Below are 15110 nucleotides of genomic sequence, written 5' to 3'. Positions count from 1 at the left end.
CCAGGTGGGATTCCGGCCGTTGGCGGGGACGGTATCAGGCGGGTGACGTGCGCGGACACGCGCATGTCACGCTCGGTGAGGGTTAAACGGTTCTGCTGTTTCGTTACGCTGTCAGCGCGGCGCACACCACGGCCCGCACCTGCACCAAGGAGGCCGATATGTCCGCCGAACCCGGCACCGTACGTCCCGGAGGGCGCACCGCGCGTGTCCGTGCGGCCGTGCTGCGGGCAGCCGGAGATGTGCTGGCGGAGCAGGGTTTCGACGGCCTCGACCTCGCCGACGTCGCCCGCCGGGCGGAGGTCGGCAAGACGACCGTGTACCGGCGCTGGGGCTCGGTGACGGGACTCGTGGCCGATCTGCTCGCCGACATGGCCGAGCAGTCGCTGCCGCGCGCGGAGACCGGGTCGGCGCTGGGTGACCTGCGGGCGAACGCGGCGCTGGTCCGGCGGACGCTGGCCGACCCCCGGCAGGGGGCGCTCTTCCGTGCCGTGATCGCCGCGGCGGCCTGCGACGAGCGTACGGCGCAGGCGCTGCGGCGGTTCTACGAGGTGCGCGTGGCGGAGTGGGCGCCCTGCGTGGAACAGGGCGTCGCCAGAGGGGAGTTGCCCGCCGGGACGGACGCCGAGGCGGTCGTACGGGCGGTGTCGGCACCCCTCTACTACCAGTTGCTGACGACCGGGCTGGTGCCGGACGCCCCCGCCGCGGAGCGTGCGGCGCGCGCGGCGCACGCCGCTGCCGTGGCGGGGGTGTACATCACCGGGAAGTGAGCGGGAGGCGGCGGGGTCAGCCCTGCGCCTCGGCCAGCACCTGCCCCAGCACCCGGGCCGCGCGCTCCACGTCCGCGAACCCGACATACAGCGGCGTGAATCCGAACCGCAGCACGTCGGGATGCCGGAAGTCACCCACGACCCCTCGCTCGATCAGCCGCTTCATGACCTCCCCGGCGCCGTCGCACCGCAGCGCCACCTGGCTGCCCCGCTCCCCGTGGGCCACCGGAGTCACCGACTCCACGCGCCCCTCGGGCACATACGCCCCGACGCACTCCAGGAAGAAGTCCGTCAGCGCGAGCGACTTGGCCCGTACCGCCTCGATCGAGACGCCGTCCCAGACCTCCAGGGCCGCCTCCAGGGCGAGCATGGAGAGGATGTCGGGGGTGCCGACGCGACCGCGCAGGGCGCCGTCGGCCGGTTCGTAGGCGGGCCGCATGCCGAAGGGCTCGGTGTGCGAGTTCCAGCCGGGCAGCGGGGAGTCGAACTGGTCCTGGAGGTCCCGCCGGACGTACAGGTACGCCGGTGAACCCGGGCCGCCGTTCAGGTACTTGTAGGTGCAGCCGACGGCCAGGTCCACCCCGTGCTCGTCGAGCCCGACCGGCAGCGCGCCCGCGCTGTGGCACAGGTCCCAGACGGCGAGCGCGCCCGCCGCGTGCGCGGCGGCGGTGAGGGACGGCAGGTCGTGCAGCCGGCCGGTGCGGTAGTCGACGTGGTTCAGCAGCACCGCGGCGGTACGGCCGGACAGTGCCGCGGGCACCTCCGCGGGGGTCACCGGACGCAGGGTCCGGCCGGTCATCCGGGCCGCCGACTCGGCGATGTACCCGTCGGTGGGGAAGGTGGTCGCGTCGACGAGGATCTCGTCGCGGTCGTCCGCCGCCATCCGCACCGCGGCCACCAGTGCCTTGAAGACATTGACACTGGTCGAGTCGCCGACCACGATCTGCCCGGCCGCCGCGCCGACCAGCGGGGCGATCCGGTCGCCGATCCGCTCCGGCGCGGTCCACCAGCCGCTCTCGTCCCAGGAACGGATCCGCAGCTCACCCCACTGCCTGCGCACGACGTCCTCGACCCGGCCGGGGACGTTCGCGGGCAGGGCGCCCAGGGAGTTGCCGTCGAGGTACACAACGTCGTCGAGGACGAACTGCTTGCGGACGCCGGACAGCTCGTCGGCGGCGTCCAGCGTCACCGCCCTCGCCATGAGCTCAGACATGGGACCTCGCCGTCCACAGCTCGGGGAAGACGTTCTTCTGCGCGCGCTTCTCCAGCCAGGCCACACCGGCCGAGCCGCCCGTGCCCGCCTTGGCGCCCATCGCGCGCCGGGTGGCGACCAGGTGGTCGTTGCGCCAGCGCCACACGAGTTCGGCGACGTCGGTCAACGCCTCGCCGAGGCGGGTGAGTTCGGAGTTCTGGTCACCGGAGTAGATCGCGGTCCAGGCCGCCTCGACGGCCGGGGACGGCTCGTACTTCTGCGACACGTCGCGGTTCAGCACCGCCTGCGGGATCGCGCAGCCGCGCCGGGCGAGGAAGCGCAGCACCTCGTCGTACAGGCTCGGCTCGTGCAGCGCCTTCTCCAGTTCCGCGTGGACGCGCGGGGCGCCGCGGTGCGGGACCAGCATCGACGCGGACTTCTCGGCGAGCAGGAACTCCATCCGGCGGTACATGGCCGACTGAAAGCCGGAGCCCTCGCCGAGGGCGCTGCGGTAGGCGTTGAACTGGGCCGGGGTGAGCTGGCCCAGCGGCTTCCAGGAGGCGTTCAGGGCGTCCAGTTCCCGGACCGAACGCTTCAGGGCGTCGATCGCCACACCCGGCCGGTCCTCGCGCAGGGCGCGGGCGGCGGTCTCCCACTCGTGGACGATGACCGTGAACCACAGCTCCATGACCTGGGTCGTGACCAGGAAGACCATCTCTCCGGGGTCGTCGGAGAGGGTGTGCTGGAGGTGGGTGAGCACGTCCGCCTTGACGTAGTCCTCGTACGGCGTCGTGCCCGCGAAGTCGAGATTCGGGGTCTCGGGCTCCTGAGTCTCCGCGGACCTGTGAGCCTGCTGGGACATTGCTGTCTCCTGTGTAACTCCGGGTAGCGGTCCGCCCTGCCGTTATCGGCAAAGGGGCCCCGGTCCCCACCCGGCATCCTCAGGTATCGCCCCGGGTGGCGCAAGGCCCGCCTGGTCACATCGGCGGGCCTCACGCGGGGAGCCGCGAGGGCTAGCCCAGGGTCTGGGCCGCCGTGGGCGAGGAGTCCTTCAGGAACTGCGAGCAGCGCTCGTACTCCTCCTGCTCGCCGATCGAGCCGGCGGCGCGGGCGAGGGCGTGCAGGGCGCGCAGGAAGCCGCGGTTCGGCTCGTGCTCCCACGGGACCGGGCCGTGGCCCTTCCAGCCGTTGCGGCGCAGGGCGTCCAGGCCGCGGTGGTAGCCCGTACGGGCATAGGCGTACGACTCCACGACGCTGCCCCGCTCGAATGCCTCGTCGGCCAGCTGGGCCCAGGCCAGCGAGGAGGTCGGGTACTTCGCGGCGACGTCCGCGGGGGCGGTGCCGCCCGCGAGCAGCTCGCGCGGCTCGGGATCGTCGGGGAGGTGGGTCGGGGGCGGGCCCCCGAGAAGGTTTTCGTGAATGGACATGGGATCCAGTCTGGCCCATGGGAGGAGTACGGCAGCTCGGGGCGCCCTTGTGCGACGGCCGGGTCCCTTCACCCCCGCCGCCCCTACCCGTCCCACGGGCTGATGGACACCGCCCGGCTCTCAGCCTCCCCCGTCCCCCTTGCCCTCCGCCTCCAGCCGCCCCCGGCTGCGCACCCCCTCCAGCGGCGGTGCCGTCACGCTGCTGTGGTGCAGGCACTCCGGCTTGCGGCAGTCCGGCGGCAGCGGCCGTACGGTCGCGAAGGCGATCAGCGCGCCCAGGACCAGCACGCCGGCACAGATCGGCATCGCCCGGTCGAACGCGGCGTCGAAGGCGTCGGCCGAGCGGTAGGCCTCCTCGCTCATCCCGGCGAGCAGCGGCAGCGCGGCCACCGCGATCAGGCCCGCCGCCCGGGCCGCCGCGTTGTTGATGCCGCTGGCCAGGCCGGCGCGGGCCACGTCCACGGAGGCGAGGACGGTGGCCGTCAGTGGAGCGACCAGGATGACCAGGCCGACGCCGAAGACGAAGACGGCGGGCAGTACGTCGGCGACGTACGAGGCGTCCGGGCCGACGCGCAGCATCAGCAGCAGGCCGGCCGCACTCACCAGTGGCCCGACGGTGAGCGGGATGCGCGGCCCGATCTTGTCGGCCAGGGCGCCGGACCTGGCGGAGAACAGCAGCATCAGCACGGTCGTCGGCAGCAGTGCCGTACCGGCTTGCAGGGCCGTGTAGCCGGAGACGACCTGGAGCTGGAGCGCGGCCAGGAAGAAGAACCCGCCCAGGGCCGCGTACACGCACACGGTGACCAGGTTGACCGCGGTGAACTGACGGGACGCGAAGATGTCGAGCGGCATCATCGGGTCGGGCCGCCGTTTCTCGACATACACGAAGGCGATCCCGGCGGCGACGCCCGCGACCGCGGTGACGGCGATGATCAGGGACCCTCCGCGGGCCTCGATCAGGGCGTACGTCACCAGTGCGAGGGCCAGGGCTCCGAGGGCCGCGCCGAGCACGTCGAAGCGGCCGTGCTTGGACCCGTCGCCGGATTCGGGTACATGGCGCAGGGCGACGGGGACGCAGAGCAGCGCCAGCGGGACGTTGAGCAGGAAGACCCAGCGCCAGCCGGGACCGTCGACGAGCCAGCCGCCCAGGAACGGGCCGATGGCCGCGCCGATACCGCCGAAACCGGACCACAGGCCCACCGCCCGGGCCCGGTCGTCGGGGTGGAAGGACGCCTGGATCAGTGCGAGGGAGCCGGGTGTGAGAAGCGCGCCGCCGATTCCCTGGAGGGTCCGCGCGGCGATGAGGAAACCGGTGTTCGGGGCGAGCCCGCACAGCAGCGAGGCCGCGGCGAACCAGACGACGCCGATGACGAAGATCTTGCGGCGGCCGTAGCGGTCGCCCAGGGAGCCGCCTAGGAGGATCAGACCGGCGAGGGCGAGGGTGTACGCGTTGACCGTCCACTGGAGGGCGGACAGGTTGGCGTCCAGGTCCTCGCCGATCCGGGGGAGGGCGACGTTGACGACGGTCGAGTCCAGCATCGCCATGCTGGAGCCGAGGACGGTGGTGAGCAGGATCCACTTGCCTTGCGGGGAGGCCATCCGGACGTCGGGCATGACCCCAGGTATACAGCGAGCCCGGTGCCGTAGCACCGGGCTCGCTGCATGCGCGACGGCTACTTGATCTTCGTGCCGGTGGAGCGCAGGTTGCCGCAGGCCTCCGTCACCCGGGCGGCCATGGACGCCTCGGCGAGCTTGCCCCAGGTGCGCGGGTCGTAGGTCTTCTTGTTGCCGACCTCGCCGTCGACCTTCAGGACGCCGTCGTAGTTCTTGAACATGTGGGCCGCCACCGGACGCGTGAAGGCGTACTGCGTGTCGGTGTCGATGTTCATCTTGACGACGCCGTTCTCCAGCGCGGTCGCGATCTCCTGCTCGGTGGAGCCGGAGCCGCCGTGGAAGACGAAGTCGAACGGGGCCGGCTTGCCGTACTTGGCGGCGACGCCCTCGTTCAGCTCCTTCAGCAGCTCGGGACGGAGCACGACGTTGCCCGGCTTGTAGACGCCGTGGACGTTGCCGAAGGACGCGGCGAGCAGGTAGCGCCCCTTCTCGCCCAGGCCGAGGGCCTCGACGGTGCGGATGGCGTCGTCGACGGTCGTGTACAGCGAGTCGTTGATCTCGTGCGAGACGCCGTCCTCCTCGCCGCCGGTCGGGGTGATCTCGACCTCGAGGATGATCTTCGCGGCGCGGGCGCGCTCCAGCAGTTCCTGCGCGATGGAGAGGTTGTCGGCGAGGGTCTCGGCCGAGCCGTCCCACATGTGCGACTGGAACAGCGGGTTCTCACCGCGCGCGACCCGCTCCTCGGAGACGGCGAGCAGCGGACGTACGTACCCGTCGAGCTTGTCCTTCGGGCAGTGGTCGGTGTGCAGGGCGACGGTGATGTCGTACTTCTTGGCGACGATGTGCGCGAACTCGGCCAGGGCGACGGCGCCGGTGACCATGTCCTTGTTGTGCTGGCCGCCGAGGAACTCCGCACCACCCGTGGAGATCTGGATGATGCCGTCGCTCTCCGCCTCCGCGAAGCCGCGCAGGGCCGCGTGCAGGGTCTGGGAGGAGGTCACGTTGATGGCCGGGTAGGCGAACTTGCCTGCCTTCGCCCGGTCGAGCATCTCGTTGTAGACCTCGGGGGTTGCGATGGGCATCTGTCCGCTCCTTGGAGTGTGCGGGTTGACGTACTGCGTACGGCGTTCTGCTTACGGCCCTGACCTAGACCTTGGGGGGGTGTGACGTCATCGTCGGCCCCATCTTTCCAGACGAACCGGGATGGTCCGAGCGCCCGTCGGCCCTGTCCGTCAGTCGAGACCGAGCTCGTCCTTGGAGTAGGCGAAGAGGTAAGGCACTTGGGCCCCCTGCTCGATCTTCTCGGCGGCGCCGGTGGCCCGGTCGACGATGGTCGCGACGGCGACGACCTCGGCGCCGGCCTCGCGCACGGCCTCGACGGCGGCGAGCGGCGAGCCGCCGGTGGTGGAGGTGTCCTCGACGACGAGCACGCGCCGCCCGGAGATGTCCGGCCCCTCGACCCGGCGCTGCAGGCCGTGCGCCTTGGCGGCCTTGCGTACGACGAAGGCGTCCAGCCGCTTCCCGCGCGCGGCGGCGGCGTGCAGCATGGCCCCGGCGACGGGGTCGGCGCCCATGGTCAGGCCGCCCACCGCGTCGAACTCCAGCTCCGCGGTCAGATCGAGCAGCACCTGCCCGACCAGCGGGGCGGCCTCCCCGTCGAGGGTGATGCGGCGCAGGTCGACGTAGTAGTCGGCTTCCAGCCCCGACGACAGGGTCACCTTGCCGTGCACCACGGCCTTGTCCTTGATCTGGTTCAGCAGCTCGCCACGTACGTCAGTCATGCCGCCCAGCTTAGAGGCGCCGCCAGCTCCAGACGGTCGTGGCCTCCAGCGGCTCCAGGGGCGTGACCAGCCGGGGCAGGGTGTTCAGCCCGTTGGGCGGCCCGGTCTGCGGCTCGACGCAGACGGCGGCCTCCTGCTCGTCGTAGACGACGACCCACTCCTCGCGGCTGCTCACCTTCAGCTCCAGCTGCCCCGGCCAGGTGAGGGTGACGTCGACGCCGTCGGGCATCCCGAAGCAGTCGTCCCACGGCCCCGGCAGCGGCTCGATGCGGTTCCCGGTGGGCAGGTGGTCGTCCCCGCGCTCCTCCTGCCAGGCGGGGGTGAAGTCCAGCCGGACGTCCTCGGCACCCTCGCCGCCCAGGTTCCGGTTGAACCAGGGGTGCCAGCCGATCTGCGCCGGGAACGAGTCCTCGTACGTCTCGACGGACATGGTCAGGCTGAGGCTGTCCGGGGTGAGCGCGACGACGTGCGTGACACGGCCGGGGTAGGGCCACGGCTCGACCAGGTCGTAGGTGATGACGGCCTCGCCGTCGGCCACCCGGGCCACCTTCCAGGCGCCGTCGCGGGCGGTGCCGTGGATGGCGTGCGGCGGGGCGTTGAGCGGCATCTGCCGCACCCGGGCGCCGTCGAGGAACCGGCCGTCCCTGATCCGCCCGCACCAGGGAACCATCGGGAAACACCCGAACCGCTCCCCCTGCCGCAGCAACTCGGTGCCCCCGACGCGCAGCCCCCCGACCCGCCCGCCGTTCCCCGGCAGCACGTCCACCTCCGCGTCACCCGCGGTCAGCGTGATGTGTTCGCTACTCACGGAAGCGACCCTACTGGGGGCCGGGACCCCTCAGCCCGCCCGGCTCGGCCCGTCCCCTCACCGGCGGCGCCGCAGCATCCGCCCCACCACGATCGCCGAGGCCACGACCAACGCCGCGGCCGGCGCGGCCCACCGCAGCGTGGAGTTGGGCACGACGGTCTGCGGCGCGGGAACGGGCGCGTACCGCCCTCGCGGCGGCGCGTGATCGACCTCCTCCGCGCTGCGCCCGATCATCGTCCGCCGGGCATGCGCGGCCTCCGCGACGGGCGGCTGCTCCTCACCGCTTCCCGCCCCCGCCCCGGTTGCCGGAGCCGGTGCGTCATCCGCATCGGGAGTCGTCTCGAAGTCGCTGGTCACGCGCGTCTCGAACTCCCCGGGGGCCAATGACTCCTCGACACCCTCGACGTCCTCGACGCCCTTCTCGCTCCCCTCGGCCTCCGGCTCGGGCGGCGCCTCGCCGGCCACGACACCCAACTGCTCCGCGAACCGATTCAGCAGCCGGGTGACGGCCGACTCCACCGCGTCGCCGGAGAACTCGGCGATCCGCCCGTCCGCCGACGCGCCGCCCTCGAACCGCAGCGTGGTCCCGCCCTCGGCGTCCGCCACCGCCACGGTGAGCGCCAGCTTCACGGACCCGCTCCCGCGCGCCTCGGTCGCGTCGCCCTCGACGGCGTACGAACCGTCCTCGCGCGCGGCCACCCGCACGGCACCCCGGTAGGTGATGGTGTGACCGCCGACGCGCACTTTCAGCCGCCCGGTGACGGGCTCGGCCCCCGCGTCCTGCTGGAGCCCGGGAACCGCCCGGGCGACCCGTACGGGATCGGCCAGCACCTGCCTCAGCCGCTCGGCCGCAACCGGAACGAACACCTCATGCTCCATGCCGATCGAGCCTACCCAGCATGGCGTGAACCGCACCCGAACATCCCGGGATTCTCACCCCACGCCCGCCCGCCGGGCGTACCCTCCCCACCCGGCACGCCCATCGGCCGCGCAACCTCAGTAGCGCGGATGCACGAGCGTCGACGCCTCCAGCCCCGCGAGCCGCGTCCCCTCCACCGCCCGCGCGCCCGCCATCAGCCCCGCCTGTGTCAGGGTCCCCGGCCGCGGCTCCCCCGTCCGCAGCCGCAGCGACGGCCGCTCCCCCCGCCCCGCCAGCAGGAACCCCCAGTCGTGCGGTGCGCGGGCCGGGCCGGCCGAGCGGTCGGGGCCCGCCGTGAAGCCCTGGTCATGCCCCCGGGCCCGGTAGGGAGCCGTGCGCAGGCCCGCCGAGCGCAGGGTGGTGTCGACCGTCCAGAACAGGCGCGGACGCGAGGAGACCGGCCCGGCGTGCACCGCGAGCCGGCCGTGCGGGGTGAGCGCGCGGCCGGCGAGGCCGTAGAACTCCTGCGAGTACAGCTTCGTGCTGGCGGTGATGCCGGGGTCGGGCAGGTCGGAGATGACGACGTCGTACGTCGCCGGCGGCGCCGCCCGCAGCCAGTCGAAGGCGTCGCCCGTCATGACGTGGACGCGGTCGTCGTCGTACGCGTGTCCGTTGAGCCGGGACAGCGGAGGGTCCTCGCGTGCGAGCCGCACGACGCCGGGGTCGACCTCGACGACGTCGACGCGGTGCACCCCGGGGTGGCGCAGCACTTCGCGCACCGCGAGCCCGTCACCGCCGCCGAGGACGAGCACGCGCGTGTGCTCGCCGCTCATCGCGGGGTGCACCAGCGCCTCGTGGTACCGGCGCTCGTCCCGCCCGCTGACCCGCAGCCGTCCGTCGAGGAAGAGGTCGAGGGGGCGGCCCCGGGTGCCGCCGGTGATGACGACCTCCTGGATCCCGGTCCTGAGCGCGACGCGTACGTCCTGCCCGTACACCTCGTGCCGTGCCGCCCGCTCGAAGTCGTCGACGAGTACGGCGGCGGAGGCGAGGATCCCGAGCACGGTGACGTTGGCGATCACCAGCAGCCGGCGGGCCCGGCGGGTGAGGTCCCCGCGGAAGACCCCGAGGACGAGCGCGCCGCCGACGAGGGTGTTGACGGCGCCGGTGATCAGGGCCGAGGTCAACTGACCCAGCAGGGGCAGCAGCAGGAAGGGGAAGGCGAGCCCGCCGACCAGGGCACCGACGTAGTCCGCGGCGAACAGGTCGGCCACCGCGCCGCCCGCGTCCTGGCGCCGGATGCGCTGGATGAGCTCCATCAGCAACGGCACCTCGGCGCCGATGAGCACGCCGATGGTGAGGGAGAAGGCGACGAGGATCGCCCTGGAACCGCCCGCTCCGGTCCCGCCCCAGCCGCCGGTCCAGGCGAACGCGGCGTACAGGGCGAGCGCGCTGCACCCGCCGACCAGGGCGAGGACGGCCTCGACGGCGCCGAACCCGGCGGCGGCGTGCGGGCGCAGGCGCTTGGCGGCGAGGGAGCCGATGCCCATCGCGAACACCATGACGGACAGGACGACGGAGGCCTGGGTGACCGAGTCGCCGATCAGGTACGAGGCGAGGGCGACGAGTTCGAGTTCGTACACGAGGCCGCAGGCCGCGCAGACGAAGACGCACGCGAGGACCAGGAACCGCCCGGTGCCGGGCCGCACCGGCAGCCGCGTCCGGCCGGACCAGGAGGGCGGGGCGCCGGGTGGTGCGGGTGCGTGCGGGTCGATCACGTTGCCGACGGTACGTTACGCCTCGGGCACGCTTCGTCACCCACACGTGTGGTGTTGAGGCGCGGCGCGTTTGCCTTGCCGCCGGCCTCAGACGCCGGAGCCGCTGGCCTCAGACGCCGGACGCACTGAGCCTGCCCGGCCTGCGTCGGGCGGCACCCTTGGTCGCCCGCACCCCCACCCTCGTCCGGGTCGCCACCAACTGCCCGTCCTGCGGGTACGCGTGCCAGGTGCGCCAGTGCACCTGCCCCTCGTGGTGCTGGGCCAGCATCGCGGTGAAGGCGTGCGGGCTGCCCGGGAAGACCCCGGCGAGGCCTTGCGGATGGTCCGCGACCAGGGCCAGCAACTCCTGGGCGCGGCCCGCGAACTGACCCGGTGACAGGACCTCCACCCGGGCCGCGAACTCGTACTCCCAGTCCCCCGCCCGCTTGGCCACGCCGAGCGGCAGAGGGGTGCTGCTGCCGGGCATGCAGGCCACGGTCTCCGAGCAGTTGCCCCGCTCCTCCTCCAGGAGCACCTGGTGGGACGCGCCGAGCAGTCTCAACTGGAGCTTCGCGTTGGCGAGTTCGAGATCGAGCATGGCCAGCGCGGGAAGCGGCTCGCGCCCCAGTGCCCAGGCGAGATCGGCCGCACTCGTGTCGGAATAGGCGGTATTCAGGGTCGTGAGCATGGATCGGCTCCGCAAGCACACAAGGAAAGGAGGGAGGTATCGGACTCCGGCGCCCCCGTCCGACACCGGGAGGCCGACCCGGTCAGCCCAGTCGGCCGGTCAGAAGAGGTGTCCGCGGGACGTCCGAGGGGCTGCGTCGGTGAAATTAACTGAATCATGAACTGTGGGGCCGCCACAGGGTTTTTACCCAAGTTCGTAGGGTTTCCATCCCTCAGAGGGCTTATCAGCTCAACTGTTCAACTCCGGCGTGCGCCGATACCGGCGGAGCGTGCGCCGGGGTGCGCGAAAGCGGGGCCGGTCCCAGGCACCGACCCCGCTCTCTCCGGATGCGATTCCCCCTGCTCGGGGAGCTCAGCTGCCCCGTGTCAGCTGCCTCCGCCACCGCATCCGCCCCCGCCTCCTCCGCAGGACGACGACCCGCCTCCGCAGGACGAGCCACCGCCACAGGAGGAGGAGCCACCCCCGCAGGACGATCCACTGCCTCCGCCGCCGGCCCACCAGCTGCCGCTGTGCCCCCGCCGGCTGTGGCCGCGGCGCGCCGACCGTCCGCTGCGCGCCGCCGAGACGACGATCCCCACGCAGACCACTGCGACCAGCGCCACGATGATGCCGATGCCCATGGCGTCAGCCCCCTTCCGTTCCCCCGAGGCGGTCCGGGGCGTCCCCCCGTGGGCGCCTCCCGCTCGGTGCGTGCGAGTGAGATGCCCCTGGGTGTCACGGCCCAAAGCAGAGTTGAGGAAGTTCAGAGGGTTCGAACAGAGGAACGGCCCCTGACCTGCACAGAAGCGCAGTTCAGGGGCCGTCCGGGGGTCACTGGGCCGTGATCTCGCCCAACGTCGTTCAGGCTCCGAGGTGGCCCCCGTCGCCGGTGCCGAGGAGGGGGACCATCAGCCGGCGTTCGACGGCGGTGGGCAGCGACCACAGCTCGGCCCGCCGCCTTTCGTCCTCCGAGCCCTGGCGGGCGGCGCGGCGGATACCGGGCACGGCCAGCGTCAGGGCGGCCAGGGACACGGCGAGCCCGGTCCCGAGGAGTACGCCGGCCAGTGCGGCGCCGTCCGCCAGGGCGAACGGGAGCGCGCATCCGAGGCCGAGCGTGCCGAGGCCGCCGAGGACGGCGACCATCCACCACAGGGGCGTGAGCGGGTGCTCGTTGCGCAGGTGGTTGACCAGCTGCCGGTCGGTGGGCCGCCGCCGCGGGTGCTCTTTCGCGGCGCCGAACAGCTCGGCCCGCCCGCGCAACGCCCATACGGCGTGCACCGCCACCCATACGACGGGCAGCACGAACAGCGTCACCAGCACCAGACCCGCCTGGATCGTCCGCGACACCGACACCCACCCGCAGGCGTCGGCCACCACGGATGCCACGTCGGCTCCCACGAGTACGGCACCCGCCACGCTCGTGGCCACGAGCCATCGCCGGGCCCCACGAACCCGGGCGCTGAGAGGGAACTCGACCGCGTCCAACGTCTTCTCCAATCGATGACCGCGGGTACTCTACGCAGCCCTCCCCCTGCTCGCAGAGGGCTGCGACGGGACCGGCGCAGGTGCTCGTAGCCGCACGTGAGTTGAGGAACCCCGGAGCTTGCGCGCAGGATGGCCGGCATGACCTCCACCACCCGCCCGCTGCTCAACCGCCGGCTCGCCGAGTTCGGGACGACGATCTTCGCCGAGATGTCCGCGCTGGCCCTGAGCACCGGTTCGATCAACCTCGGCCAGGGTTTCCCCGACACCGACGGCCCGGAAGAGGTCCGCGAGGCGGCCGTGCGGGCGCTGCGGGACGGGCGCGGCAACCAGTACCCGCCGGGCCCCGGCGTCCCCGAGCTGCGCACCGCGATCGCCGCGCACCAGGAGCGCCGCTACGGGCTGTCGTACGACCCCGACACCGAGGTGCTGGTCACCGCGGGCGCCACGGAGGCCATCGCGGCGGCGCTGCTGGCGCTGGTGGAGCCCGGCGACGAGGTCATCGCCCTGGAGCCGTACTACGACTCCTACGCGGCCTGTATCGCCATGGCGGGCGGCACCCGGGTGCCGGTCACGCTGCGCCCGCACTCCGGCGAGGGCGCGAGCTTCCGGCTCGACCTCGACGAGCTGCGGGCCGCCGTCACCGACCGCACCCGGCTGCTGCTGATCAACACCCCGCACAACCCCACCGGCACGGTGCTGACCCGCGCGGAGCTGGCCGCGATCGCCGAGCTGGCCGTCGAGCGGGACCTGCTGGTGGTGACCGACGAGGTCTACGAGCACCTGGTCTTCGACGACGCCGAGCACCTGCCGCTCGCGACCTTCCCGGGCATGCGGGAGCGGACGGTGACACTGGGGTCCGCCGGCAAGAGCTTTTCGTTCACCGGCTGGAAGGTCGGCTGGGTTACGTCCACGTCCGCCCTGGTCACGGCCGTGCGCTCGGCGAAGCAGTTCCTGACGTACGTCGCGTCGGGGCCGTTCCAGTACGCGGTCGCCGAGGCGCTCGCCCTGCCCGAGAGCTACTTCACGGCCTTCCGCGAGGACATGCTGGCCAAGCGGGACCTGCTGGGGGCGGGGCTGGCGGAGGCCGGGTTCGAGGTGTTCAAGCCGGCGGGCACGTACTTCATCACCACCGACATCCGGCCGCTCGGCGAGAGCGACGGCTTCGCCTTCTGCCGTGCGCTGCCGGAGCGGGCCGGGGTGGTCGCCATCCCGAACGCGGTCTTCTACGACCACCGGGAGGAGGGGGCGCCGTTCGTGCGGTTCGCGTTCTGCAAGCGGACGGAGGTGCTGGAGGAAGCGGTGAAGCGGCTCAAGTCCCTGGCTGGCTGAGACCTCCGGTCGTCCACAGGCTGTGGACGGGCCCGGACAGCACAAACCCGGCCCGGCACGCGGCCATGCTGGCCGGTGTGCCCTGGCCGGGCTCTGCCGATCCGGGCCGAGGACTACTCCTCGTCGTCCTCGGGCTTCTCCGCGTCGTTGATCTCCTGCTCCAGGCCGAGCTGCTCGACGAGCCACTTGTCGAACTCGATGGCGGCCCGCACCCAGCTGACCGTCGACGAGACGAAGTGCTCCAGGCTGACGCCCGTGCCGATCAGCATCTGCGCCTCGCCGATCAGGCGGACGGTGCCGTCGTCGTGCGTGTGGCTGTAGACCTTCGGCCACAGCGTCCGGCGGTTCCAGTCGTCGATCGACTCGAGCAGCAGCGGCTTCTCGTCGATCTTGTGGGGCCGGTCGTAGAACGTCCGCACCGAGAAGACCTGCTGGTCACCCTCGCCGCGGAACATGAAGTACGTACGGAACTGCTCCCACGGCGCCGCGAGGTCACCCTCGTCGTCGACGACGTACTTCAGCTCCATCTGGTCGAGGAGCTGCTTCACGAGGTCCTGATCCGGGATTACGGGGCCGGGCGGAGGCCCGGGCTGCGGCTGCTGGCCCCCGAAGTTCGGAATCGAGGACGGGTCGATGCTCACCGTGATTTTCCCTTCGTACGGATCCCGCCATCCTCCCTCATGCGGGGAGGGGGGTGGCAACCCCGGACGGGGCCTGTCAGCCCTCGGCTGACATGATCCGGCCTGTCGTGACGGTCCGTACGAAGGGGTGGGGGGGATGTCCGGAACACAGGGCGGGGCGGCGGTGCCCCGCGGGCGTACCCGGTGGGGGCTGCTCGCCGCGATCATGGCGGTGCCGGGGCTGGTCCTGGTGGGGCTCGTGGCCCTGGTGGCGGTGTGGGTGACGACCGACGACGAGCTGATCCGCTCCGGTCCCGAGAAGGTCCCGTGCGCGGACGCCCTGCGCTTCGGCGGGGCCGCCCTGCCGGAGGGTGCCCAGGTGGTCGGCGTGTGCGAGGTGCAGGGCTTCCAGGACATCCACTACCGCGCGGCCTTCCGGATGCCGCGCGCCGAGGTCCGGGAATGGCTCGCGGCCACCTATCCGGACGCTCCGGCGCCCGGCACCGAGCTCTGCGTCGGCCAGGAGACGGACCTCTGTCTCGACGTGGACCTCACCGCGGACAAGCCCGGCGCGGGCGCGCACGCCGTGCAGGTCGGCGTCGAGTACGAGGACGCCGACACGGCGCTCGTGCGCTTCGCCGCGTTCACCTTCTGACCGACGGCGGCCCGCCCCCCCCGGGGGGGGGGGGGGCGCCCGGGCCGGGTTTAACCGGCGTTGCGGGGGCCGGGGCCCCCCACAACCCCGCGCCCTGAGCGGGCACCCCGGCCCGGTGGGCGTGCCGTGTCGGCCCCGCCAGGATAAACCTT

15 protein-coding genes are annotated in these 15110 nt (G+C 72.5%); 3 read left to right on the top strand and 12 right to left on the bottom strand.

Annotation, left to right across the window (positions count from 1 at the left end; translation table 11 throughout):
• Positions 1-158 precede the first annotated feature (158 nt).
• Positions 159-767: a TetR/AcrR family transcriptional regulator gene (locus ACIRD7_RS39755; protein ID WP_403460912.1), complete on the top strand. Its 609-nt coding sequence runs from the start codon at positions 159-161 to the stop codon at positions 765-767.
• 16 nt (positions 768-783) lie between these two features.
• Here ACIRD7_RS39755 and kynU read toward each other — a convergent pair whose 3' ends face one another.
• From kynU to ACIRD7_RS39700, 11 genes are all read right to left on the bottom strand, one after another.
• Positions 784-1980: a kynureninase gene (kynU, locus tag ACIRD7_RS39750; protein ID WP_403460911.1), complete on the bottom strand. Its 1197-nt coding sequence runs from the start codon at positions 1978-1980 to the stop codon at positions 784-786.
• The gene (locus ACIRD7_RS39745; protein WP_403460910.1) at positions 1973-2821 is read right to left on the bottom strand and encodes a tryptophan 2,3-dioxygenase family protein; all 849 of its coding nucleotides are present in this window, start codon (positions 2819-2821) and stop codon (positions 1973-1975) included. Before ACIRD7_RS39745 ends, kynU begins: the two co-directional genes overlap by 8 nt.
• 151 nt (positions 2822-2972) lie before the next feature.
• On the bottom strand, positions 2973-3386 hold the full coding sequence (locus ACIRD7_RS39740; protein WP_403460908.1) for a DUF3151 domain-containing protein: 414 nt from the start codon (positions 3384-3386) through the stop codon (positions 2973-2975).
• Positions 3387-3506: 120 nt separating this feature from the next.
• Positions 3507-5000 carry an MFS transporter gene (locus ACIRD7_RS39735; RefSeq protein WP_403460906.1) on the bottom strand — a complete coding sequence of 498 codons (1494 nt, stop codon included), beginning with the start codon at positions 4998-5000 and terminating at the stop codon, positions 3507-3509.
• Positions 5001-5059: 59 nt separating this feature from the next.
• Positions 5060-6082 carry a class II fructose-bisphosphate aldolase gene (gene fbaA / locus ACIRD7_RS39730; RefSeq protein WP_403460904.1) on the bottom strand — a complete coding sequence of 341 codons (1023 nt, stop codon included), beginning with the start codon at positions 6080-6082 and terminating at the stop codon, positions 5060-5062.
• Between the two features lie 150 nt (positions 6083-6232).
• Positions 6233-6781: an orotate phosphoribosyltransferase gene (gene pyrE, locus ACIRD7_RS39725; RefSeq protein WP_403460903.1), complete on the bottom strand. Its 549-nt coding sequence runs from the start codon at positions 6779-6781 to the stop codon at positions 6233-6235.
• Positions 6782-6791: 10 nt separating this feature from the next.
• On the bottom strand, positions 6792-7589 hold the full coding sequence (locus ACIRD7_RS39720; RefSeq protein ID WP_403460901.1) for an aldose 1-epimerase: 798 nt from the start codon (positions 7587-7589) through the stop codon (positions 6792-6794).
• A 57-nt stretch (positions 7590-7646) separates the two neighbouring features.
• A complete protein-coding gene (locus ACIRD7_RS39715; RefSeq protein WP_403460899.1) occupies positions 7647-8468 on the bottom strand; it encodes an SRPBCC domain-containing protein in 822 nt (273 codons plus the stop codon).
• Between the two features lie 117 nt (positions 8469-8585).
• Entirely contained in the window at positions 8586-10223 is a 1638-nt protein-coding gene (locus ACIRD7_RS39710) for a polyamine aminopropyltransferase (protein WP_403460898.1), read from the bottom strand.
• Between the two features lie 109 nt (positions 10224-10332).
• On the bottom strand, positions 10333-10890 hold the full coding sequence (locus ACIRD7_RS39705; RefSeq protein WP_403460895.1) for a DUF2617 family protein: 558 nt from the start codon (positions 10888-10890) through the stop codon (positions 10333-10335).
• A gap of 840 nt (positions 10891-11730) precedes the next feature.
• Positions 11731-12255, bottom strand: a complete 525-nt coding sequence (locus ACIRD7_RS39700; RefSeq protein WP_403460894.1) for a hypothetical protein — start codon at positions 12253-12255, stop codon at positions 11731-11733.
• A 228-nt stretch (positions 12256-12483) separates the two neighbouring features.
• Here ACIRD7_RS39700 and ACIRD7_RS39695 point away from each other — a divergent pair, with 228 nt between their 5' ends.
• Positions 12484-13683, top strand: a complete 1200-nt coding sequence (locus ACIRD7_RS39695; RefSeq protein ID WP_403460893.1) for a pyridoxal phosphate-dependent aminotransferase — start codon at positions 12484-12486, stop codon at positions 13681-13683.
• Between the two features lie 113 nt (positions 13684-13796).
• Here ACIRD7_RS39695 and ACIRD7_RS39690 read toward each other — a convergent pair whose 3' ends face one another.
• Complete coding sequence (locus ACIRD7_RS39690) at positions 13797-14324, bottom strand: YbjN domain-containing protein (RefSeq protein ID WP_403460892.1); 528 nt, start codon at positions 14322-14324, stop codon at positions 13797-13799.
• Between the two features lie 136 nt (positions 14325-14460).
• Here ACIRD7_RS39690 and ACIRD7_RS39685 point away from each other — a divergent pair, with 136 nt between their 5' ends.
• Positions 14461-14958: a hypothetical protein gene (locus ACIRD7_RS39685; RefSeq protein WP_403460891.1), complete on the top strand. Its 498-nt coding sequence runs from the start codon at positions 14461-14463 to the stop codon at positions 14956-14958.
• Positions 14959-15110: the final 152 nt, after the last annotated feature.

Origin of the sequence: Streptomyces sp. NPDC093568 (assembly GCF_044764945.1) — a bacterium.
Lineage (GTDB): Bacteria > Actinomycetota > Actinomycetes > Streptomycetales > Streptomycetaceae > Streptomyces.
This window is presented reverse-complemented; position numbering and strand designations above follow the sequence as displayed.